The following is a 19226-nucleotide window of genomic DNA, read 5'->3' as shown; positions in this document are numbered from 1 at the left end:
GAAGCCACCATGGCAAAACGTGATTACTACGAAGTGCTCGGGGTGGGTAAGAACGCGAGCGACGACGAGATCAAGAAGGCCTATCGCAAGCTCGCGATGAAGTACCACCCGGACCGCAATCCGGACAGCAAGGAAGCGGAAGAGAAGTTCAAGGAGGCCAAAGAGGCCTACGAGATGCTCTCCGATGCCGAGAAGAAAGCCGCGTATGACCAGTACGGCCACGCCGGTGTCGACCCCAACATGGCGGGCGGCTTTGGCGCGGGTGGCGCTGGTTTTGGCGGCGGCTTTGCCGAAGCCTTTGGCGACATCTTTGGCGACATCTTCGGCCAGGCACAGGGCCAGGGCGGCCGTCGTGGCGGCGGCCCGCAGATGTACCGCGGTGCTGACCTGCGCTACAGCATGGAGATCACGCTGGAGCAGGCCGCGCACGGCTACGACACGCAGATCCGCGTGCCGCACTGGGACGAGTGCGACCACTGTCACGGCAAGGGCGCCGAGCCCGGCTCGAGCGTGGAGACCTGCCCGACCTGCCACGGCGCCGGCCAGGTGCGTGTGTCGCAGGGCTTCTTCACGATGCAGCAGACCTGCCCGAAGTGCCACGGCAGCGGCAAGTACATCCCCAAGCCGTGCAGCAAGTGCCATGGCCAGGGCAAGCTGAAGAGCCAGAAGACGCTGGAAGTGAAGATTCCGGCCGGTATCGACGAAGGGATGCGCATCCGCTCGTCGGGCAATGGCGAGCCGGGCATCAACGGTGGACCCCCGGGCGACCTGTATGTGGAAATCCACATCAAGCCGCACCCGGTGTTCGAGCGCGACGGCGACGATCTGCACTGCCAGATGCCGATTTCGTTCGCGACGGCGTGTATTGGCGGCGACATTGAAGTGCCCACGCTGGGCGGCCGTGCCTCGTTCACGGTGCCCGAAGGCACGCAGGCTGGCAAGACGTTCCGTCTGCGCGGCAAGGGCATCAAGGGCGTGCGTTCGGGCTACGCGGGCGATCTCTATGTGCACGTAAACATCGAGACGCCGGTCAAGCTGACCGAGCACCAGAAGGATCTGCTCAAGCAGTTCGACAAGTCCGTGCACGAAGGCGGCTCGCGGCACAGCCCGCAAGAGCAGTCGTGGATGGATAAGGTGAAGAACTTCTTCTCGTCTTAAGCACAGCACTACCGCAGTTACCGGGGGACATCGTCATGCAGTTGCCGGAAACCGGCGCGCCGTTTGCGCTGCTGGACGATGCCACCTCGGGCGGTGCACCGTGCTCGCGCTGGTACACCGGGTATGCCGGTGAATTCTTCCGGCCCGCCGGCGTGCTGGACGGCTTGGACGATGATCTGCGTGCCGCGTGGCGCGAGGGTTTGCATGCGCTGATCGTCGCGCCGTATGAGTTTGGCGGGCCGTTGGTCGGTCTGCCAACTTCCACTGAAACTTCCTCTGCATTGCCTGGCCACGATGGCCGCTTGCGCGTGCTGTTGTTTCGCGCGATGCAGGTGCTGTCGCCGGCCGGGGTCGATGCGCTGTTCGATGCGTGGCCTGAAGCAGCCGGCGCGGCCGGTCTGTTCGACTGTGCCGCCAGCGTCGATCACGCCACCTATACCCACGCCATCGCGCGCATCCACGACTGGATTGCGGCGGGCGACACCTACGAAGTCAACTACACCTACCGCCTGCGCATGAGTGCGTTTGGCGCACCGGCCGCGTTGTACCGACGGCTGCGCGCGCGTCAGCCGGTGCCGTATGGCGCCTTCATCGGGTTGCCGGAGGGCGGCGCGATCCTGTCGTGCTCGCCGGAGCTGTTCTTTTCGCATCACGCAGGCAAGTTGGTCGCACGGCCGATGAAGGGCACCGCGCCCGCCACCGGCGACGTCGAAGTCGACGAGGCCCGTGCCATCGCGCTGGCCGCCGACGAGAAGAACCGCGCTGAAAACCTGATGATCGTCGACCTGCTGCGCAACGACCTGGGCCGCCTCGCGCGCTCCGGCTCGGTGCGTGTGCCGGCGCTGTTCGAGGTCACACCGTTTGGTAGCGTGCTGCAGATGACGTCCACCGTGGAGGCGGAGATTCCGCCGGCCACGGGTCTTGCCGATTGCCTGCGCGCGTTGTTTCCATGCGGCTCGATTACCGGTGCGCCCAAGCGGCGCACGATGGAAATCATCGATGCGCTGGAGCCCGAGCCACGCGGCCTCTACACGGGCGCCATCGGCTGGATCGACGCGCCCACCGATGACCGTGCGATGGGCGATACGTGTTTCTCCGTCGCGATTCGCACGCTGGTTCTCGGCGCCCCAGGCACGGATGGCCTGCGCGTGGGCGAACTCGGTATCGGTTCGGGCATCGTGCACGACAGCATCGCCGATGAGGAGTACGCGGAGTGTCAGCTGAAGGCGCGCTTCGTGACTGCGCTCGCCCCGGGGCTGTCGCTGTTCGAGACGATGCGTGCGACGCGCGATGGCGTGCCGCTGCTGGATTGGCACCTGGCGCGCCTGGAACGCTCGGCAAGGGCATTCGGTTTTCCGTTCAATCGCAGCGCACTGGTCGATGATGTCGCGCGTGTGTGTGCGTCCCTCGAAGGCGAGGGCGACTATCGCATGCGTCTGTCGCTCACGCCGGACGGCATCGCCAACGTATCGGCGGTGCCATTGCCGCCTCTGCGCGCGACGTGGGATGCACCGGTGCGCCTGCTCGTCGCATCGCAATCGCGTGAGGCGGCGCACATTCTGCCGTCCCACAAGACCACGCTGCGCGCCGGCTACGATGCCGCGTGGCAGGCCGCTGAGCGCGAAGGTGCGTTCGACGCCGTGTTCTTCAACGCCGATGGCACGCTGGCCGAAGGCGGGCGCAGCACGGTGCTGGCCAAGCTCGATGGCGCGTGGTGGACGCCGCCACTGTCGGCGGGCGTGCTGCCGGGGGTGATGCGCGCCGTGCTGCTGGAAGACGCCACGCCGTGGCTCGGCGCGCCGCTGCGCGAACGGTCGCTGACCCGCGCTGATGTTGCCCGCGCGGAGGCCATCGCCGTGTGCAATGCCCTACGTGGCGTGTTGCCCGCGCATTTCGAGCCGCCCCTGGCCGTCGGTATGCTCTAGTTTCCAACGTGTGACGCCGGGCAGATTGATGAGCTCCCGGTCGTGGCAGACCATCAGCAGCGTGCGGCCCTCGGCCGCCAGCTCTCCCACCAGCGCGATGACTTGCTCGCGTGCGGCACCGTCCAGGTTCGAGGTCGGCTCGTCCAGCAGCAGTACATCCGTTTGCAGTGCACGGGCACGTGCCAGCGCGAGGCGCTGGGTCTCGCCGCCCGAGAGCCGCTCGGGCGACACATCCACCACGTGCTGCAGGCCCGCCCAGCGCAGCGCATCGTCGATGCGCGCCGTCAGCTCGACGTGCGCCACGCGGTGCGGCCCCGTGGTCAACCCATAGGCGAGATTCGCGCGCACCGAGGTGCGGAACAGGTACGGATGCTGATGCACGTAGGTCAGCCGCGCGCGCAGTTCGGCCGGGTAGGGCGACAGCGGTTGTCGCCCGCGGCCCAGATCGACGGTCGCATCATGGGCCGGCGCGAGTCCGGCCAGCATGCGCAGTAGCGTGGTCTTGCCGACACCGTTTGCGCCGGTGATCACGATCGCATGCCCGGCCGACAGCGCCAGGCGCGGAATCTCAAAGAGCAAGCGCGCTCCATGCCGACAGCGCAGGCCTTCAAACACCATGGCCGGTTGCGACGCGCTCATGCGGTCACCTCCCGTCCCATGTCGTTCATACGGTCTGGGTGCTGTCGGTGGCGGGCGGCACTCGCGGTCGTGCGCATCCCCGCTGCGCGGGGCCCCTGCTTACTGCTCATGCCGGCCCCCGGCGGTAGTTGCCGGCCCCTTGCAACCATGCCAGCACGAGGTTGACGAGCAGCGCCAGCACGATTAGCACGATGCCCAGCGCAATGCCCTGCGCGAATTCGCCCTTGCTGGTTTCCAACGCAATCGCCGTGGTCATGGTGCGCGTGACGCCCTCGATGTTGCCGCCGACCATCAGCGCCGAGCCCACTTCGGCGATGACGCGGCCGAAGCCCGCCACCACCGCCGCCATCAGCCCGAATCGCAACTCACGGAAGACGGTCAAGAGCAGCCGGACGCGTCCGGCGCCGAGCACGATTGCGGTTTCCGCCAGTCGCGGGTCGGCGCGCTCGAGGGTCGTCAGTGCAAAGGCGACGATGACCGGCAGGCCGAGCACCGCCTGCCCGAGAATCATCCCGCCCTGCGTGAACAGCAGCCCGAAGCCGCCCAGCGGCCCCTGCCGCGAGAGCAGCAGATACAGCAGCAGCCCGATCAGCACGGTCGGAAACGACAGTGACGCCTGCGCCAGTACCACCAGCGCGCGGCGCCCAACAAAGCGATGCATGGCGATGGCGTAGGCGATGAGCAGGCCCAGCGGTGTGGCCAGCAGCAGCCCGGCCAGCGCGACTTTCAGCGATACCCAGACGATCAGCCACAACGCTGCATCGCCGCTGGCGAGCAGGGCGAAAGCGTCGACGGTGGCCGACCAGATTTCCATGCGGGTGCCGTTCAGGCGAAGGTGTGTTCCGGACCGGGGAACGTGCCGTCCTTGACGGCTGCGACGTAGGCCGCGACAGCACCGTCGATGGTGGTCTGCCCATCCATGAAGTTGCGCACGAACTTGGGCCGGTGGCCGGGGAACACGCCCAGCATGTCATGCATGACGAGCACCTGGCCTGAGCACTCCAGCCCCGCGCCGATGCCGATGGTGGGAATCGCCAGCAGGCGCGTCACCTCGCCGGCCAGCGCAGCGGGGATCGCTTCCATGACGACGAGTTGCGCGCCCGCATCCTGCACAGCCAGCGCGTCGAGCTTCAACTGCTTGGCCGCTTCATCGCCGCGACCCTGCACCTTGAAGCCGCCGAAGGCATGCACTGACTGCGGCGTCAGGCCGATGTGCGCGCACACCGGAATGCTGCGCTCGACGAGGAACTGGATGGTGGGCGCGAGCCACACGCCGCCCTCCAGCTTGACCATCTGCGCGCCGGCCTGCATCACGCGCACGGCACTGTGGAAAGCCTGTTCCGGCGTGCCATAGGTGCCGAACGGCAGGTCCGACACGAGCAGTGCCTTATCGATGCCGCGCGAGACGCATTCGGTGTGATAAGCAATGTGCTCGAGCGTGACCGGCAGCGTGGTCTTCTGGCCCTGCATCACATTGCCGAGCGAGTCGCCGACGAGCAGCACGTCAGCGCCGTTGCGGTCCATCAGGGCAGCGAAGCTGGCGTCGTAGGCGGTGAGCATGGCGATGCGCTCGCCGGCGGCACGCATGGCCTGCAGCGAAGTCACCGTAACGGCCTTGCGGTTCGATTCCTGGAGATAGCTCATGGACTGGACTGAAGTTGGGCGCCGCAATGGCTCGGCCCCTGCCACCCATGTGGCGGACCCGCTATCGCGTTGCCAGCTTGATGAATTCCTTGGGCCCGCGCATCGTGTCGATGCGGGCGAGCAAGGTGCGGAAATCGTCGTCGTTGCCTGCGGGGTCGAAGGCAGCGGTGTCGACGATCAGCGTCGGTGCGGCATCGTAATACAGAAACAGCTCGCCGTATGCGGCGCAGATGCGCTCGAGGTATTCGGCATCGATACCCGTTTCGTAAGAAACGGCACGGCGGGTGATGCGCGGCAGCAGGTCTTCGGCACGCGCCTGCAGGCAGATCACGAGGTCGATGCGCTGCTGCGGCAGGGCCAACGCATTCGCCATCGCGTCGTACAGCGCGAGCTCATCGGCCGGCAGCGTCAATTGGGCGAACAGGCGGTCGCGCGGCAGGAAGCTGTCGGCAACGATGCGTTCGCCAGCGAGCGTCGCCTTGTGCCAGGCCTTCAGACGCTCGGCACGCTGTAGCAGGAAGCGCAGCTGCACAGGCAGCGCGTAGCGTGCGGGGTTTTCGTAGAAGCGGGCGAGGAAGGTGTTTTCTGCAGGCGTCTCGAACGACGTGGCGGCACGCAGATGGTCTGCCAGGCGCTGGGCCAGCGCGGTCTTACCCACGCCGATCGGGCCTTCAACGACGACGCGGCGCAGGTGATCAAGAGCCATCAGTAGAGGAGGTGCGTGTGGTGCACAGGATCAGGCAGCGGGCTGCTTCGCGCGCATGCACTGGCACATCGTGGTTTTCTCGATGCGCTGATCGGCCACGCTGGGCAGCAGCTCGGCCACGGCGCCGATTCCCGGAATCACGAGGTCGGGTGCCAGCTCATGCAGCGGCAGTAGCGTAAAAGCGCGCTGGCCAACGCGCGGGTGTGGAACGGTCAGCTCGGGTGAGGTGAGGACGTGGTCACCGTAGAGGAGCAGATCCAGGTCCAGCGTGCGCGGTGCGTTGTGAAATGGGCGCTCGCGGCCGAACTGGTCTTCGATGTGATGACAGATGCGGAGCAGTTGCCTGGCGGTGAAGTGCGACTCGATGCGCACCACGGCGTTGATGTAGTCGTCGCCGCTCGATTCGACCGGCGCGCTGCGATACAGGCTCGATTTGCCGGTGACGGTGATGCCGACCTGCTGCGCGAGGCAGACCACGGCGTCTTTGACTGCCTGGCGTGCGTCGCCCAGGTTGGCGCCGATGCCGATGTACGCCACTGTCTTCACGTTTCCTCCGAACCTTCCGGACCGACGCTACCGACTGTATCCGATTTTGCCGGACCGCGTCGGCGGCGACGGCGCTTGCCCGAACTGGCCGGGCCGGCGTTTCCTGTGGGGCTCGGTGCGTGCTTGGCCTGGGCCATGAGCGCTTCACGGGCTTCGCCGTCGCCGTTCTGGAAATCGGTCCACCAGTCGGCGAGTTCCTGCGGCAATTCGCCCGAGGCGCAGCGCAGGACAAGGAAATCGTAACCGGCGCGGAAGCGCGGCGACTCCAGCAGGCGATACGGCATGCGGCCCGAGCGCTTCTCAAAGCGCGGCTGCATGCTCCAGATTTCCTTCATGTCGGACGTGAAGCGGCGCTGGATGGCGAGCTGCTCGGTCTGGCGGTCGAGAACTTCATCCATGGCCGTGTGCAGCGCGGGGATCAGCGGCTCGCCGGCGGAGCGGCGGCGGTTCCAATGCTCGACCACGTGATGCCACAGCAGCGAGGCGAACAGGAAGCCCGGCGAGACCGGCTTGCCGGCCTTCACGCGATCGTCCGTGTTATCGAGCGCGAGCTGTACGAAGCGCTGCCCCATCGGCTGCTCCAGTGCCACGTCCAGCAGCGGCAGCAGGCCGCGATGCAGGCCGGCCTTGCGCAACTCTTGCAGCGAGGCCCAGGCGTGGCCCGACATCAGCAGCTTGAGCATCTCGTCGAACAGGCGGGCGGCCGGTACGTTGTGGATCAGCGGGCCCAGTTCGGCGATCGGCGCGCGCGTGGCGGGGTCGATGTCGAAGCCGGTCTTGGCCGCAAAGCGCACCACGCGCAGCATGCGCACCGGGTCTTCGCGGTAGCGGGTGAGCGGATCACCGATCATGCGCAGCGTGCGGGCGCGCATGTCTTCCATGCCGTGGTGGTAGTCGTGCACCGTCTCGTCGGACGGGTCGTAGTACATCGCGTTGACGGTGAAGTCGCGGCGCGTGGCGTCTTCGGCCTGGGTACCCCAGACGTTGTCGCGCAGCACGCGGCCGCTGGCGTCCACCGCGTGCGTGTGGTGGTCCAGCTCGGTGCGCTTGACGCGCTTGCCGGCGGGCACCTGCTCGGCGTCCACGGCATCAACGAGCGCGCGGAAGGTCGAGACTTCGATGATTTCCTGGTCGCGCCCGCCGTAGAACGTGACGTGCACGATCTGAAAGCGCCGCCCGATGATGCGCGAGCGGCGGAACAGCGCCTGCACCTGCTCGGGCGTGGCGTTGGTGGCGACGTCAAAGTCTTTCGGCTTGATGCCCAGCAGCAGGTCGCGCACCGCGCCGCCGACGATGAAGGCGCTATAGCCGGCTTCCTGCAGCGTGGACGTGACCTTGACTGCGTTGCGCGAGAGCAGATTCCGGTCGATGCCGTGTTCTTCCACGCTCCACACACGCGCTTGGCGTGGCACGCCGCCGTTAGACTTGGTGCGCGGCTTCGGCGTCTTGGGCGTGCGGGTCTTCTTGGCGGCAGGCGTGCCCGGCTCGGCGGACGAGGCGGGTTCTGCAGTGCTCTTGCCGAGCAGCCGGTTGATGAGTTTCTTGATCACGCCGCGCCTGCTTTGAAGAGATCCATGATGCGCCAGTTGCGCGAGGCTGCCAGGTTGCGCAGCGTGTCGTCCGGGTTGGTGGCGACGGGGTCGGTCACTTCTTCGAGCAGCGGCACGTCGTTGGCCGAATCGCTGTAGAAGGTGCTGCGTTCGAAGTCGCTCCAGCCGCGGCCCATGTTGGCCAGCCACTCGTGCACGCGTGAGACCTTGCCTTCGCGGAAGCTCGGCGTGCCGAACACGTCGCCGGTGAAGGCGCCTTCGGGTGTGCCGTCGGCGGTGGCGGGTTCGGTGGCGACCAGATGCTCGATCCCAAACACCTTGGCGATCGGCCGGGTGACGAAGCTGTTGGTGGCGGTGACCACGCAGCACAGGTCGCCGGCATCCAGGTGGCGATTGACCAGGTCGCGGGCCTGCGGCGTGATGGTCGGGGTGATCACGTCGTGCATGAACTCGGCGTGCCACTCGGCAAGCGTGTCGCGCGAATGGGCGGCCAGCGGCGCGAGCGCAAAGCGCAGGAACGCGTGGACATCCAGCGTGCCGGCCTTGTAGTCGGCATAGAACTGATCGTTCTTGCGCTGGTATTCGGCTGCATCCACCACACCGCGACGGACGAGGAAGCGTCCCCATTCGTGGTCGCTGTCGGTGGGGATGAGGGTGTGATCGAGGTCGAAGAGGGCCAGATTCATGGGCGGCGATTTTACCCGAACGTTACATAACCGGCCGCGCCTGCCATGGCGTGCGTCCCGCGGCGGCTCACTTCATCAGCGCGAGCATGTCGCGCACGAGCGGCAGGGTGACGGCGCGCTTGCGGGCGAGCGAATAGGTGTCAAGGGCGTCCAGCAGGGCCATCAGGCTCGGCATGTCGCGGTAGGAGTGCGTGACAAGCCACTGCGGGACATCAGCCGAGAGCTGCATGCCGCGTTCGCGGGCGGCCTGGCGCAGGGCTTCGACCTTGTCGGCGTCGGACAGCGGCCGCAGCCAGTAGACCAGGCCCCAGCCGAGTCGGGTGCGCAGATCTTCACGCAGCGGCATCGACATCGGGGCTGCAGCCCCAGCGATGGCGATGGCCGCATGCGGGTGCGCGCGCAGTTCATTGACGAGGTTGAACACGGCCACCTGGGCCCATTCATCCAGCCGCTCGGCGTCGTCGATGGTCCAGACGGTGATATCGGGGTCGAATTCGTAGGCTTCGAGCGGAGCGTCGGGGGCCAGCGTGCGGACTTCGTAGCCACCGGCCTCTGCCTGGGCACAGATGGCCTGCAGCAGATGGCTGCGGCCGCTGCCTTCCTCGCCCCACAGGTAGACGAGGCGGTCGGTGGCCGTACCGTCCACCACCTGTGGAATCAGGGCGCGCAGACGCAATACCGCCTCTTCGTTGCCGGTGGCGACGAAGTTGTCGAAGGTCGGGTCCGGAGGGGCGCCGAGTTCGAGCGGTAGCTGTTCTGGTGGGGCCATGAAACGGGAGGCAGGGGTGAGTTATTCGCGGTAGAGCCTGCTGCTCAGGTAAAGCAACCGGATCTGCCGCAAACCAACCAGCAGCACGGCACTGATCGGCAGGGCCAGCAGGATACCGAAAAATCCGAACAATTGGCCAAAAGCCAGCAAGGCGAGGATGACCGCCAGCGGGTGCAGGCCGATGCGCTCACCAACCAGGCGGGGCGTCAGGTAGAAGCTTTCGAGGAACTGGCCGATGCCGTACACCACGGCCACCGCCAGCAGGCCATACAGGTTGCCGAACTGCAACAGTGCCGACAGGATCGCCAGCGACAGCCCCACCCCAAAGCCGATGTAAGGGATGAACACGGCCAGCCCCGTGAAGATGCCCACCGGCAGCGCCACGTCAAAGCCGGCCAGCGCCAAGCCCGCCGAGTAGTACACCGCCAGCACCAGCATCACGATGATCTGCCCGCGCAGGTATTGGGAGAGCAGGCCGTCGGTCTCGGCGGCCAGTTCGCGCATCTTGGGCAGCCAGCGGCGCGGCACGGCGGTCTCGACGCGGCGCATGATCATGTTCCAGTCCATCAGCAGGTAGAACATCACGATCGGCACCAGGAAGAAGATGCCCAGCACCTGGATGGCCGCCGAGCCCGAGACGCGCAGGGTGTTCAGCGCGCGGGCCATCACGTCATCGGGGCTGGCAGCGAGTTGTTCGGTCAGCAGCTTGCGCAGGCCGGGAAAGTCGAGACTGACGTGCAGGCCCATGTCGGCCAGCTTGGGTGAGAGAAAGGCGTTGAGCCTGGCCAGCATGCCCGGCAATTGCTCGCGGATGGCCGGAATCTCCCGCTGCAGCACGGCCAGGATCAGCAGCATCAGCGCCACGGCCACCACCGTCAGCACCAGGATCATCAGGAAGACGCCCAGCACGCGGGGCACGCGCCGGCGCTGCAGCCATTCGACGCCCGGGTGCAGGATGTACGACAGGATGAACGCGAAAACGAAGGGCGTGAGCGTGGGCGCCAGCGCCTTGAGCAGGGCCAGGAAGATCAGCGCCACGGCGATCCAGGCAAGTGTGCGCTTGGTTTCCTGCGATAGCACGGGGGCGTTCATGGGTGGCGACAGCTCCGATAGCGAATGGGTGAGTCGGAAAAGCGGCCATCGGGGTGCCCGCATCCGGTAAAATTGCAATTTTACTGGACCGGCGGGTCCCATTTTGGTGACTGCCCACCGCTGTCCTGCTTTCTTTCCCGGTTTTTTCAATTCAGACCACTGTATGAGCGCTTCCGAAACCCCATCCGCATCGACCGGCCTGTCTTACCGCGACGCGGGCGTCGACATCGAGGCGGGTGACGCCCTTGTCGACCGCATCAAGCCGTTTGCCAAGCGCACCATGCGTGAAGGCGTGCTGGGCGGCATCGGCGGCTTCGGCGCGCTGTTCGAGCTGTCCAAGAAGTACCAGGAGCCGGTGCTGGTGTCCGGCACCGACGGCGTGGGCACCAAGCTCAAGCTGGCCTTTGCCCTGAACCGCCACGACACGGTCGGCCAGGATCTGGTGGCAATGAGCGTGAACGACATCCTGGTGCAGGGCGCCGAGCCGCTGTTCTTCCTCGACTACTTCGCCTGCGGCAAGCTCGACGTCGAGACCGCCGCCACCGTGGTCAAGGGCATCGCCCAGGGCTGCGAGCTGGCCGGCTGCGCGCTGATCGGCGGCGAAACCGCTGAAATGCCGAGCATGTACCCCGACGGCGAATACGACCTGGCCGGCTTTGCCGTTGGCGCAGTCGAAAAGCGCAAGATCATCGACGGCACCACCATTGCCGAGGGCGATGTGGTGCTGGGCCTGGCTTCGTCGGGTGCGCATTCGAATGGCTACTCGCTGGTGCGCAAGATCATCGAGGTGTCGCGCCCGGACCTGAACGCCGATTTCCACGGCCAGCGCCTGCAAGACGCCATCATGGCGCCAACGCGCATCTACGTGAAGCCGCTGCTGTCGCTGATCGAAAAGCTGACCGTCAAGGGCATGGCGCACATCACCGGCGGTGGCCTGACCGAAAACGTGCCGCGCGTGCTGCAAGACAACCTGACTGCCGTGCTGCACAAGAGCGCCTGGACGCTGCCGCCGCTGTTCCAGTGGCTGCAGAAGGCCGGCAACGTGGCCGATGACGAAATGCACCGCGTGTTCAACTGCGGCATCGGCATGGTCGTGATCGTGTCGGCGGCAGACGCGCCGGCAGCCATCGCCCACCTGAAGGAAGCGGGCGAGACGGTCTACCAGATCGGCGAAATCCGCGCCCGCCAAGCTGGTGAAGCGCAGACGATCGTGGTCTGACGGGAGCTTCACACCCAACAAAAAACCGCCGACCAGTTCGGCGGTTTTTTTTATGCGTGGCGTTTTGCGGGTGCTTATTTCAGCGGGACGTATTCGCCGGTGGCAGGGTCGTCTTTCTGTAGCGCGCCGGTGTGGTTGTCGATCAGCAGGGTGACGATGCGTGGTGCGGTGTTCGGATCGCCGCCGCAGGCCGGGGTATGGTTCTCCAGCACCTCGACGCTGTTGTGCGTGTCGTCGGCCCGGTCCACCAGAAACGACAGGCATTCCTGCGGCAGCGTGGTCAGCTTGTACTTCTCGATGGCGGCGCGGGCCAGGTCGACGGCCTTGGCCTGGTCGGCGCTGCTGATAGCAGGCGCACCGGCAGCCGGGGTGCTGGCGACGGTGGGGCCGGAGGCCGTTGGCGCGGCCGGCTTGGGCGCCTCGTCGGATCGGCCGCACCCCGCGAGCGCAATGGCGGCGAGCAGGGCAGGAAGCAGACAGCGGGCCATGGCGGTGAACATGCGTGCGGATAAAGCCGCCACTGTACCCGGAACGCTTACTGCGGATGGCCCTCGCGCTCCAGCAGCGCGAGCTTGCGCTCCACACCCCAGCGGTAACCCGACGTATTGCCATCGCGCCGGATCACCCGATGGCACGGAATCGCCACGGCGATGTGGTTGGCCGCGCAGGCCTGTGCCACCGCGCGCACCGCCTTGGGTGCGCCAATGCGCGCGGCAATCTCGGCGTAACTGGTGGTGCTGCCGGGTGGCACTTCGCGCAGCGCCTGCCACACGCGCTCCTGGAACGCGGTACCGCGCACGTCCAGCGGCAAATCCAGCCCGAGAGACGGCGCTTCGATCAGCCCCACCACCTTGGCGACCAGCGCTTCAAAGCCCGCATCGCCGCCAATGAGTTCGGCCTTGCGGAAGGTGTCCTGCAGATCGCGCACGAGGGCATCGGGGTCATCGCCCATCAGGATCGCGCAGATGCCACGATCGCTTTGCGCTACCAGGATTGAGCCGAGCGAGCATTCGCCCACCGCAAAGCGGATCGTCGTCTGCGCGCCGCCTGCACGGTAGCGGCTGGCCGTCATGCCGAGCACGCTGTCCGACGCTTCGTAGAAGCGGCTGCTGGCGTTAAAGCCCGCATCGTAGATGGCCTCGGTGACGCTGCTGCCGCGGCCCAGTTGCGTGCGCAGTTTGCGGGCGCGGTGCGCATCAGCGTAGCCCTTGGGCGTGAGGCCCGTGACGCTCTTGAACAGGCGGTGGAAGTGATACGGGCTCAGGCCGGCTTCGTCGGCCAGCATGTCTAGCGTGGGCGGCGTGTCGGCGCCTTCGATGCGGCGGCAGGCCTGCGCGACGAGTGCGGCTTGTTGCGCTCGAACGGTGGTCTGGTCCGGGCCGGCGCGGCGGCTCGGCCGGTAGCCGGCGGCCTCGGCATCGGCCGGCGTGTCGAAGAACTCGACGTTCTCCGGCCGCGGCAGGCGCGACGCGCTGCTTGGCTGGCAATACACGCCGGTGGTCTTCACGGCATACACGAATTGCCCGTCGGCGGAAGCATCGCGCGCGAGCACACGGGCCCAACGCGGATCGTGTTCGACGGAGGTGGTCTCCGGTACGGTGCGGGCGGTGGTTGGCATGGCGTCATCCAGTGGACTGCGATGACTGTACTGTAGGTGTGGGCCTCGGCATGGGCACTCCGGGTCTTGCGGTCAAATTCGATGCGACCGGGGCGTCACGCTACGGCTTGGCCGGCACGCGCCACAAGTACCAGGATGCGACCGTGCGATACGGGCTCCACGCGCGGCCGATTTCGATCATCTGCTTGCGTGTGGGCGTGGAGTCCAGCCGCTTGAGGCGGCGGTACCCATCGCGTACGCCGAAGTCGTCGGCGGGGAGGATGTCGGCGCGCTCCAGGGTGTAGATCAGCAGCATTTCGACCGTCCACCGGCCAACGCCGCGCAGGCTGACGAGCTGCTCGATCAGGGCTTCGTCCGGCATGGCGAGCGCGAGATCGCGTGTGGGGACCGTGCCGTCGAGTGCCGCTTGCGCAATGCCGCGGATGGTCGCCAGCTTGCTCGCGGAGAAGCCGCAGCCGCGCAGCGCAGACTCGTCGGTGGCCAGCACCTGTCGTGGCCTGGGAAAGCTGGCACCCGGATAGAGCGCGAGAAAGCGGCCGAGGATCGCGTCGCCCGCCTTGGCGTGCAATTGCTGATAGGCGATGGCGCGCACCAGCGCTTCATACGGTTCGCGCGCGGGTTTGGCCGCGTGGCGGCAGGGACCGACGGCGGCGATATGGCGGGCCCAGTCGTCGTCGAGCGCGGCAAGGAAATCGGCGGCCTGCTGGTCAATGTTTTCCGCCATGTCAGCCGGCCTTGCGGAACGTGAGGTTGATGCGCTGGCTGCCCAGCACCGTGTGCGCATGATCCTTGAGCGGCGCGATGCCGTGATAGCGCAGGCGATCGGGTCCGCCCCAGATGACCACGTCGCCGTGGAACAGCGGGATGCGCTGCGTCTTGTCCGCGCGCCGGTGTCCGCCAAACAGGAAGAGGGCCGGCATGCCGAGCGACACGGAGACGATGGGCGCGCCGTAATCCTGCTCATCCTTGTCCTGGTGCAGCGACAGGCGCGCGCCGGGCACGTAGCGGTTGATGAGGCAGGCATCAGGCGTGAAGCCGGGGAAGCCCGCCTCGGCGGCGGCATGGCGGGCGAGGCGCAGGAACACCTCGGGCAGCGGCGGCCACGGGTTATCAGTGAGCGGGTCATGTGTGGCATAGCGGTAGCCGCGCCGGTCGGAGGTCCAGCCGAGCGTGCCGCTGTTGGTCAGCGCGACCGACATCTCGAAACCGCCCGGCGTGATCATGTGACGAAACGGCGCCTGCTGCGTGATGGCGTCCACAGCAGTGAGCAGCGCAGGCGCATCGGCCAGGGCAAAGCCGCGCAGCAGAAACGCGGCTTCACCGAGCACGATGCGTGCATCGTCAGCGGGTGCGTGATCGGCAAACAGGTCGCCCGTGGTCATGATCGAGTGAGAGGGCTACAGCGCGTCATGAAAGATGATGCCGACAGTATGCCGCCGGCCTGAGCGCAGGCGGCTCACGCCATGGCGCATGTTCACGCGGTACGTGCCGCGCGTGCCCCGCACGGGCCGGTGATGCACGGCAAACACAACCGCATCGCCCTTGCGTAGCGGCACCACCTCAGGGCGCGATTGCATGCGTGGGCGCTGCTCGGTCATGACGAATTCGCCACCGGTGAAATCGACGCCGGGCTCGGATAGCAGGATCGCCACCTGCAGCGGAAAGACGTGCTCGCCGTAGAGGTCCTGGTGCAGGCAGTTGTAGTCGCCGGGGCCGTATTGCAGGATCAGCGGCGTGGGGCGCAACTGGCCGGCTTGGTGGCAGCGGCGCAAGAAATCAGCATGCTCGGGTGGATAGCGCACGTCGATGTCCATCGCCTGGTTCCAGCGGTTGGCGATGCTCGCCAGCGGCGGGTAGAGCGCTGTGCGGAGTTGCGCGATCGGGGCCGGCAGCGGATACGCGAAGTACTGGTATTCGCCGCGCCCGAAGCCGTGGCGCTCCATCACCACGCGAGAGCGGTAGAGGCGCTCTTGCGGGTAGAGCGCGGCCAGGCCGTCGCAGGCTTCGTGCGTGAGCACGCCGGGCAGCACGGCGCTGCCGACGTCATTCAGAGCGTCTTCAGCGGCATGCCAGTCGATGCCGTCGAGATTGGGGTGGTGACTCGCGCTGATTTGCGCGGTGCCCGGGGAAGGCCGCATATGCATTCCGTCCATTTGGAAGGGCGATATGCCAAGCCTACGCTTCTGCGAGTGCACGAGGCACTCCGGAGCTTGCGGTCGAATTCAGGTCTGCGCGGTCATGCTGGAGGGCATCGGTGTGGCGGCCAGCTTGCCCAGTGCATCGCCCGTCGCACGGCAGATGCGCCACTCGGGCAGCACGTCGGCGCCCATGGCTTCGTAGAAGGCGATCGACGGCGCATTCCAGTCGAGCACGCTCCATTCGAAGCGGCCGCAGTCGCGTTCCTGCGCCAAGCGCGCGAGGTGGATCAGCAATGCCTTGCCGATGCCCAGGCCGCGATATTCCGGCTCCACGAACAGGTCTTCCAGATACAGGCCCGGCTTGCACAGGAACGTCGAGAAGTTGTGGAAGAACAGCGCAAAGCCCACGGCCCGGCCGTCGACTTCTGCCAGCACGGCCTCGCAGTACGGGCGCGGCCCGAACAGCATCGTGGCAAGGGCCTCGGGCGTGGTCTGCACGAGGTGCGTGAGCTTTTCGTATTCGGCCAGCGCGGCGATCAGGCGAACGAGCGAAGCGCAGTCATCCGGCGTAGCAGGGCGCAGCGTGAAGGTGGTGGCGGTGTCGGTCGTCGTCATTGCTGTGATTGGGATTGCAGTGAGGTTTGAACCAGGCACGCAACCTGGTCGACGTAATCGGGGGCGAGGCAATCGACCACGTGCCGCTCCGGCGTGCTGCGCAGCCATGTGATCTGGCGCTTGCAGAGCTGGCGTGTGGCAGCGATGCCTTGTTCGCGCAAGGCAGCCATGTCGATCTCGCCGTCGAGGTAGGCCCACGCCTGGCGATAGCCCACGCAGCGGATGGATGGCAGCGTTGGCGAAAGGTCGCCGCGTTTGCGAAGCGCCTCCACTTCGTCAAGCAGGCCGCCCGCGAGCATGGCATCAAAGCGCTGCGCGATGCGTGCATGCAGCACGAGGCGATCGGAGGGCTCCAGCGCAATCGTCAGATACGGCGCGGCGGCATCGTGCTGCTGGAACGCATTCGCACCGACCTCGCGCGCCAGCAGCGCAGACATTGGCTGACCTGTCAGTCGATACAACTCCAGCGCGCGTTGGATGCGCTGCGCATCCGTCGTATGCAGCCGCGCGGCGGTGATGGCGTCGACCAGTGCGAGCTTGGCGTGCAGCGCGGGCCAGCCGTCGCGTGCGGCCTCAGCATCGATTTCCGCGCGGATGGCCGGATCGGCGCCAGGCAAATCGGAGAGGCCCTGTGTGAGCGCCTTGTAATACAGCATCGTGCCGCCGACGATCAGCGGCAGCTTGCCGCGCGCGCGGATGGCGTCGATCAGCGCGTTGGCATCGTTGGCAAACTGCGCGGCCGAATACGCATCGAGCGGGTCAATGATGTCGATGAGGTGATGCGGCGCGATGGCCTGTTCTTCGGCGCTGGGCTTGGCGGTGCCGATATCCATGCCGCGATAGACCAGCGCGGAATCCATGCTGATGATCTCGACAGGCCAGCGCTCGGCGAGCTTCAATGCAGCAGCGGTTTTGCCGGAGGCGGTGGGCCCGAGCAGGCAGACAGCGCGCGGTGCGTTTGCAAAAGACACGGTCATCACCAGCTCACTGGCCGCGCAGGAACAGACGGTCCAGGTCGGCCACGGTCAACTGGATCCACGTGGGGCGGCCGTGGTTGCATTGATCGGCCCGTTCAGTGGCTTCCATCTGGCGCAGCAGCGCGTTCATTTCGTCGATGTTCAGGCGGCGGTTGGCGCGCACGGCGGAATGACATGCGAGCGTGGCCAGCAGTTCGTTCTGGCGCTCGGCCAGCACGCGCGAGCCGCCGTAGGCTTGCAAATCGCGCAGCACGTCGCGGGCGAGGGCTTGTGCATCCGCCTTTTGCAGCAGCGTCGGCACGGAACGCACGGCCAGCGTGGTCGGCGACACGGCGGAGATGTCGAAGCCCAGCAGCGTGAGCGTGTCGCGGAATTCCTCCGCCGTGCCGATTTCCACGGGGCTTGCGGCAAACGTCACCGGGATCAGCAGCGGTTGCACTTCGACGCGCTTGGCTTCCAGCGCAGTCTTGAGCTGTTCGTACAGGATGCGCTCGTGCGCGGCATGCATGTCGACGAGCACCATGCCGCGCGCGTTCTGCGCCAGCACGTAGATGCCGTGCAACTGGGCGATGGCGAAGCCGAGCGGGTGAGCGTCATCGTCATCGGCTTGTTGCGCGACGACGGGCTCCGCGATGGAACTTGGTGCTTCGACAGTCGCGGTGCCGCCGTCGAACAATGTCGATGCGTTTGGCACGTCAGCCATCCACGCGGGGCGGGACGAGGGCATGGGCGTGCTATCACCACGCATCATCGACAGGTATTCGGCGCGCGGCTGTGCAATGCCCAGCGACGTCTGCCGCGCAGCCATCTGGTTGATCCAGCGCGTGGTGTTGTCGGCTGGCGAGGGCGTGGCTGCCACTTCAGGCGCATCGGCAATATCGGTGCGCAGGCTGTCGCCCTGTTCACCGGCGTGGCGGGACAGCGCGCGCTGGATCGCGTGATAGACGAACTGGTGCACGGCACGGCTGTCGCGGAAGCGCACTTCGATCTTGGACGGATGCACGTTCACGTCCACCGCTTCGGGCGGCAGCTCCAGGCACAGCACGTAGGCCGGAAAGCGGTCGCCGTGCAGCACGTCTTCATAGGCGCTGCGCACGGCGTGCGTGAGCAGGCGGTCGCGCACGAAGCGGCCGTTGACGTAGAAAAACTGGTGATCGGCCCGGCCGCGCGAGGCGGTCGGCAGGCCGGCAAAGCCGAAGAGGCGCAGCTCGCCGGCGGCCTCTTCGAAGGGCAGGCGCGCGCGGGCGAATTCGGTGCCGAGCACGGCGGCCGAGCGAGAATCCGCCTGCGTCGCATTCCAGTGTTCCAGCGGCTTGCCGTTGTGATGCACGGAGATGGCCACATCGGGCCGCGCCAGGGCGGTGCGGCGGATCACCTCCATGCAATGACCCAGCTCGGTCTGCTCGGTCTTCAGGAATTTGCGGCGCGCCGGCGTATTGAAATACAGGTGCTGCACGTCGACGGTGGTACCGACGCCGCCCGAGGCCGGCTGCACGCGCCCGCTTTGCGCAATGATTTGCGTGGCGTGCGCGTCATGGGCAGTGCGCGAGGTGAGCGTCAACTCGGCTACCGAGGCAATCGAGGCCAGCGCCTCACCGCGAAACCCCAGCGTCGCCACCGATTCCAGCTCTTCCAACGAGCCGATCTTGCTGGTCGCATGCCGCATCAGCGCGACGGGCAGTTCACTCGACGGAATACCGCCGCCATTGTCGGTAATGGCAATGCGCCGCACGCCGCCTTCTTCCAGCTTGATCTGGAGCTGCGTGGCGCCGGCGTCCAGCGCGTTTTCCAGCAGTTCCTTGACTACGGACGCCGGCCGCTCGACCACCTCGCCGGCCGCGATCTGGCTGATCAGCTGGTCGGGAAGCGGGCGGATGGGGCGGCGGGCGGGGGCGGTCGAATTCATCGGCGCATTATAAATGTCACACCCTGTGTGGCGCACCG

The 19226-nt window shown here is 66.6% G+C and carries 20 protein-coding genes; 3 read left to right on the top strand and 17 right to left on the bottom strand.

Translation table 11 applies throughout. The features are described from left to right. Positions 1-9 precede the first annotated feature (9 nt). On the top strand, positions 10-1158 hold the full coding sequence (dnaJ, locus tag NG900_RS17475) for a molecular chaperone DnaJ (protein WP_252682626.1): 1149 nt from the start codon (positions 10-12) through the stop codon (positions 1156-1158). Between the two features lie 35 nt (positions 1159-1193). Continuing rightward, positions 1194-3083: a bifunctional chorismate-binding protein/class IV aminotransferase gene (locus NG900_RS17470; protein WP_252682625.1), complete on the top strand. Its 1890-nt coding sequence runs from the start codon at positions 1194-1196 to the stop codon at positions 3081-3083. On the opposite strand, the gene NG900_RS17465 is transcribed toward NG900_RS17470, so the two are convergent. The 9 genes from NG900_RS17465 to NG900_RS17425 form a co-directional block, all read right to left on the bottom strand. Then, on the bottom strand, positions 3027-3722 hold the full coding sequence (locus NG900_RS17465; protein WP_252682624.1) for an ABC transporter ATP-binding protein: 696 nt from the start codon (positions 3720-3722) through the stop codon (positions 3027-3029). The two genes, NG900_RS17470 and NG900_RS17465, sit on opposite strands and share 57 nt — an antisense overlap. 106 nt (positions 3723-3828) lie before the next feature. After that, positions 3829-4536, bottom strand: coding sequence for an ABC transporter permease (locus NG900_RS17460; protein WP_252682623.1), 708 nt, complete (start codon positions 4534-4536; stop codon positions 3829-3831). Between the two features lie 11 nt (positions 4537-4547). Beyond that, complete coding sequence (panB, locus tag NG900_RS17455) at positions 4548-5366, bottom strand: 3-methyl-2-oxobutanoate hydroxymethyltransferase (RefSeq protein WP_252682622.1); 819 nt, start codon at positions 5364-5366, stop codon at positions 4548-4550. Positions 5367-5427: 61 nt separating this feature from the next. Next, positions 5428-6072 carry a deoxynucleoside kinase gene (locus NG900_RS17450; RefSeq protein ID WP_252682621.1) on the bottom strand — a complete coding sequence of 215 codons (645 nt, stop codon included), beginning with the start codon at positions 6070-6072 and terminating at the stop codon, positions 5428-5430. A 30-nt stretch (positions 6073-6102) separates the two neighbouring features. Next, entirely contained in the window at positions 6103-6618 is a 516-nt protein-coding gene (folK, locus tag NG900_RS17445; protein WP_252682620.1) for a 2-amino-4-hydroxy-6-hydroxymethyldihydropteridine diphosphokinase, read from the bottom strand. After that, entirely contained in the window at positions 6615-8168 is a 1554-nt protein-coding gene (gene pcnB, locus NG900_RS17440) for a polynucleotide adenylyltransferase PcnB (protein WP_252682619.1), read from the bottom strand. Before pcnB ends, folK begins: the two co-directional genes overlap by 4 nt. Then, the gene (locus NG900_RS17435; protein ID WP_252682618.1) at positions 8165-8854 is read right to left on the bottom strand and encodes a histidinol-phosphatase; all 690 of its coding nucleotides are present in this window, start codon (positions 8852-8854) and stop codon (positions 8165-8167) included. The genes pcnB and NG900_RS17435 overlap by 4 nt, the downstream gene beginning before the upstream one ends. Positions 8855-8921: 67 nt before the next feature. Further along, entirely contained in the window at positions 8922-9623 is a 702-nt protein-coding gene (hda, locus tag NG900_RS17430; RefSeq protein WP_252682617.1) for a DnaA regulatory inactivator Hda, read from the bottom strand. Between the two features lie 21 nt (positions 9624-9644). Beyond that, complete coding sequence (locus NG900_RS17425; protein WP_252682616.1) at positions 9645-10715, bottom strand: AI-2E family transporter; 1071 nt, start codon at positions 10713-10715, stop codon at positions 9645-9647. A gap of 163 nt (positions 10716-10878) precedes the next feature. Between NG900_RS17425 and purM the strand changes: the two genes are divergently transcribed. Continuing rightward, entirely contained in the window at positions 10879-11934 is a 1056-nt protein-coding gene (gene purM, locus NG900_RS17420; RefSeq protein ID WP_252682615.1) for a phosphoribosylformylglycinamidine cyclo-ligase, read from the top strand. Positions 11935-12008: 74 nt separating this feature from the next. Here purM and NG900_RS17415 read toward each other — a convergent pair whose 3' ends face one another. The 8 genes from NG900_RS17415 to mutL all read right to left on the bottom strand — a co-directional run bounded on the left by NG900_RS17415 (position 12009) and on the right by mutL (position 19188). Next, a complete protein-coding gene (locus NG900_RS17415; RefSeq protein WP_252682614.1) occupies positions 12009-12422 on the bottom strand; it encodes a hypothetical protein in 414 nt (137 codons plus the stop codon). A gap of 47 nt (positions 12423-12469) precedes the next feature. Beyond that, complete coding sequence (gene ada / locus NG900_RS17410; protein ID WP_252682613.1) at positions 12470-13552, bottom strand: bifunctional DNA-binding transcriptional regulator/O6-methylguanine-DNA methyltransferase Ada; 1083 nt, start codon at positions 13550-13552, stop codon at positions 12470-12472. A gap of 100 nt (positions 13553-13652) precedes the next feature. After that, positions 13653-14276: a DNA-3-methyladenine glycosylase family protein gene (locus NG900_RS17405; protein WP_252682612.1), complete on the bottom strand. Its 624-nt coding sequence runs from the start codon at positions 14274-14276 to the stop codon at positions 13653-13655. 1 nt (position 14277) lies between these two features. Next, positions 14278-14934, bottom strand: coding sequence for a DNA oxidative demethylase AlkB (gene alkB / locus NG900_RS17400; RefSeq protein ID WP_252682611.1), 657 nt, complete (start codon positions 14932-14934; stop codon positions 14278-14280). Positions 14935-14949: 15 nt separating this feature from the next. Then, complete coding sequence (locus tag NG900_RS17395) at positions 14950-15690, bottom strand: 2OG-Fe(II) oxygenase (RefSeq protein ID WP_420804165.1); 741 nt, start codon at positions 15688-15690, stop codon at positions 14950-14952. Positions 15691-15774: 84 nt separating this feature from the next. Next, positions 15775-16305: a GNAT family N-acetyltransferase gene (locus tag NG900_RS17390; RefSeq protein WP_252682609.1), complete on the bottom strand. Its 531-nt coding sequence runs from the start codon at positions 16303-16305 to the stop codon at positions 15775-15777. Continuing rightward, positions 16302-17282 carry a tRNA (adenosine(37)-N6)-dimethylallyltransferase MiaA gene (gene miaA / locus NG900_RS17385; RefSeq protein WP_252682608.1) on the bottom strand — a complete coding sequence of 327 codons (981 nt, stop codon included), beginning with the start codon at positions 17280-17282 and terminating at the stop codon, positions 16302-16304. The genes NG900_RS17390 and miaA overlap by 4 nt, the downstream gene beginning before the upstream one ends. A gap of 7 nt (positions 17283-17289) precedes the next feature. Beyond that, the gene (gene mutL / locus NG900_RS17380) at positions 17290-19188 is read right to left on the bottom strand and encodes a DNA mismatch repair endonuclease MutL (protein WP_252682607.1); all 1899 of its coding nucleotides are present in this window, start codon (positions 19186-19188) and stop codon (positions 17290-17292) included. Between the last annotated feature and the right edge of the window lie 38 nt (positions 19189-19226).

Origin of the sequence: Ralstonia soli (genome assembly GCF_023955655.1) — a bacterium.
GTDB lineage: Bacteria > Pseudomonadota > Gammaproteobacteria > Burkholderiales > Burkholderiaceae > Ralstonia > Ralstonia soli.
The sequence above is the reverse complement of the archived record's forward strand: the minus strand, read 5'-3'. Positions and strand labels throughout refer to the sequence as shown.

Bases quoted from the DNA above. Each gene is read 5' to 3' on its own strand.
- ada (WP_252682613.1), bottom strand. From the start codon at position 13,552: ATGCCAACCACCGCCCGCACCGTACCGGAGACCACCTCCGTCGAACAC.
- NG900_RS17450 (WP_252682621.1), bottom strand. From the start codon at position 6,072: ATGGCTCTTGATCACCTGCGCCGCGTCGTCGTTGAAGGCCCGATCGGC.
- mutL (WP_252682607.1), bottom strand. From the start codon at position 19,188: ATGAATTCGACCGCCCCCGCCCGCCGCCCCATCCGCCCGCTTCCCGAC.
- NG900_RS17460 (WP_252682623.1), bottom strand. From the start codon at position 4,536: ATGGAAATCTGGTCGGCCACCGTCGACGCTTTCGCCCTGCTCGCCAGC.
- NG900_RS17465 (WP_252682624.1), bottom strand. From the start codon at position 3,722: ATGAGCGCGTCGCAACCGGCCATGGTGTTTGAAGGCCTGCGCTGTCGG.
- hda (WP_252682617.1), bottom strand. From the start codon at position 9,623: ATGGCCCCACCAGAACAGCTACCGCTCGAACTCGGCGCCCCTCCGGAC.
- NG900_RS17390 (WP_252682609.1), bottom strand. From the start codon at position 16,305: ATGACGACGACCGACACCGCCACCACCTTCACGCTGCGCCCTGCTACG.
- panB (WP_252682622.1), bottom strand. From the start codon at position 5,366: ATGAGCTATCTCCAGGAATCGAACCGCAAGGCCGTTACGGTGACTTCG.
- NG900_RS17405 (WP_252682612.1), bottom strand. From the start codon at position 14,276: ATGGCGGAAAACATTGACCAGCAGGCCGCCGATTTCCTTGCCGCGCTC.
- NG900_RS17395 (WP_420804165.1), bottom strand. From the start codon at position 15,690: ATGCGGCCTTCCCCGGGCACCGCGCAAATCAGCGCGAGTCACCACCCC.
- purM (WP_252682615.1), top strand. From the start codon at position 10,879: ATGAGCGCTTCCGAAACCCCATCCGCATCGACCGGCCTGTCTTACCGC.
- NG900_RS17435 (WP_252682618.1), bottom strand. From the start codon at position 8,854: ATGAATCTGGCCCTCTTCGACCTCGATCACACCCTCATCCCCACCGAC.
- miaA (WP_252682608.1), bottom strand. From the start codon at position 17,282: ATGACCGTGTCTTTTGCAAACGCACCGCGCGCTGTCTGCCTGCTCGGG.
- NG900_RS17415 (WP_252682614.1), bottom strand. From the start codon at position 12,422: ATGGCCCGCTGTCTGCTTCCTGCCCTGCTCGCCGCCATTGCGCTCGCG.
- NG900_RS17470 (WP_252682625.1), top strand. From the start codon at position 1,194: ATGCAGTTGCCGGAAACCGGCGCGCCGTTTGCGCTGCTGGACGATGCC.
- dnaJ (WP_252682626.1), top strand. From the start codon at position 10: ATGGCAAAACGTGATTACTACGAAGTGCTCGGGGTGGGTAAGAACGCG.
- NG900_RS17425 (WP_252682616.1), bottom strand. From the start codon at position 10,715: ATGAACGCCCCCGTGCTATCGCAGGAAACCAAGCGCACACTTGCCTGG.
- alkB (WP_252682611.1), bottom strand. From the start codon at position 14,934: ATGACCACGGGCGACCTGTTTGCCGATCACGCACCCGCTGACGATGCA.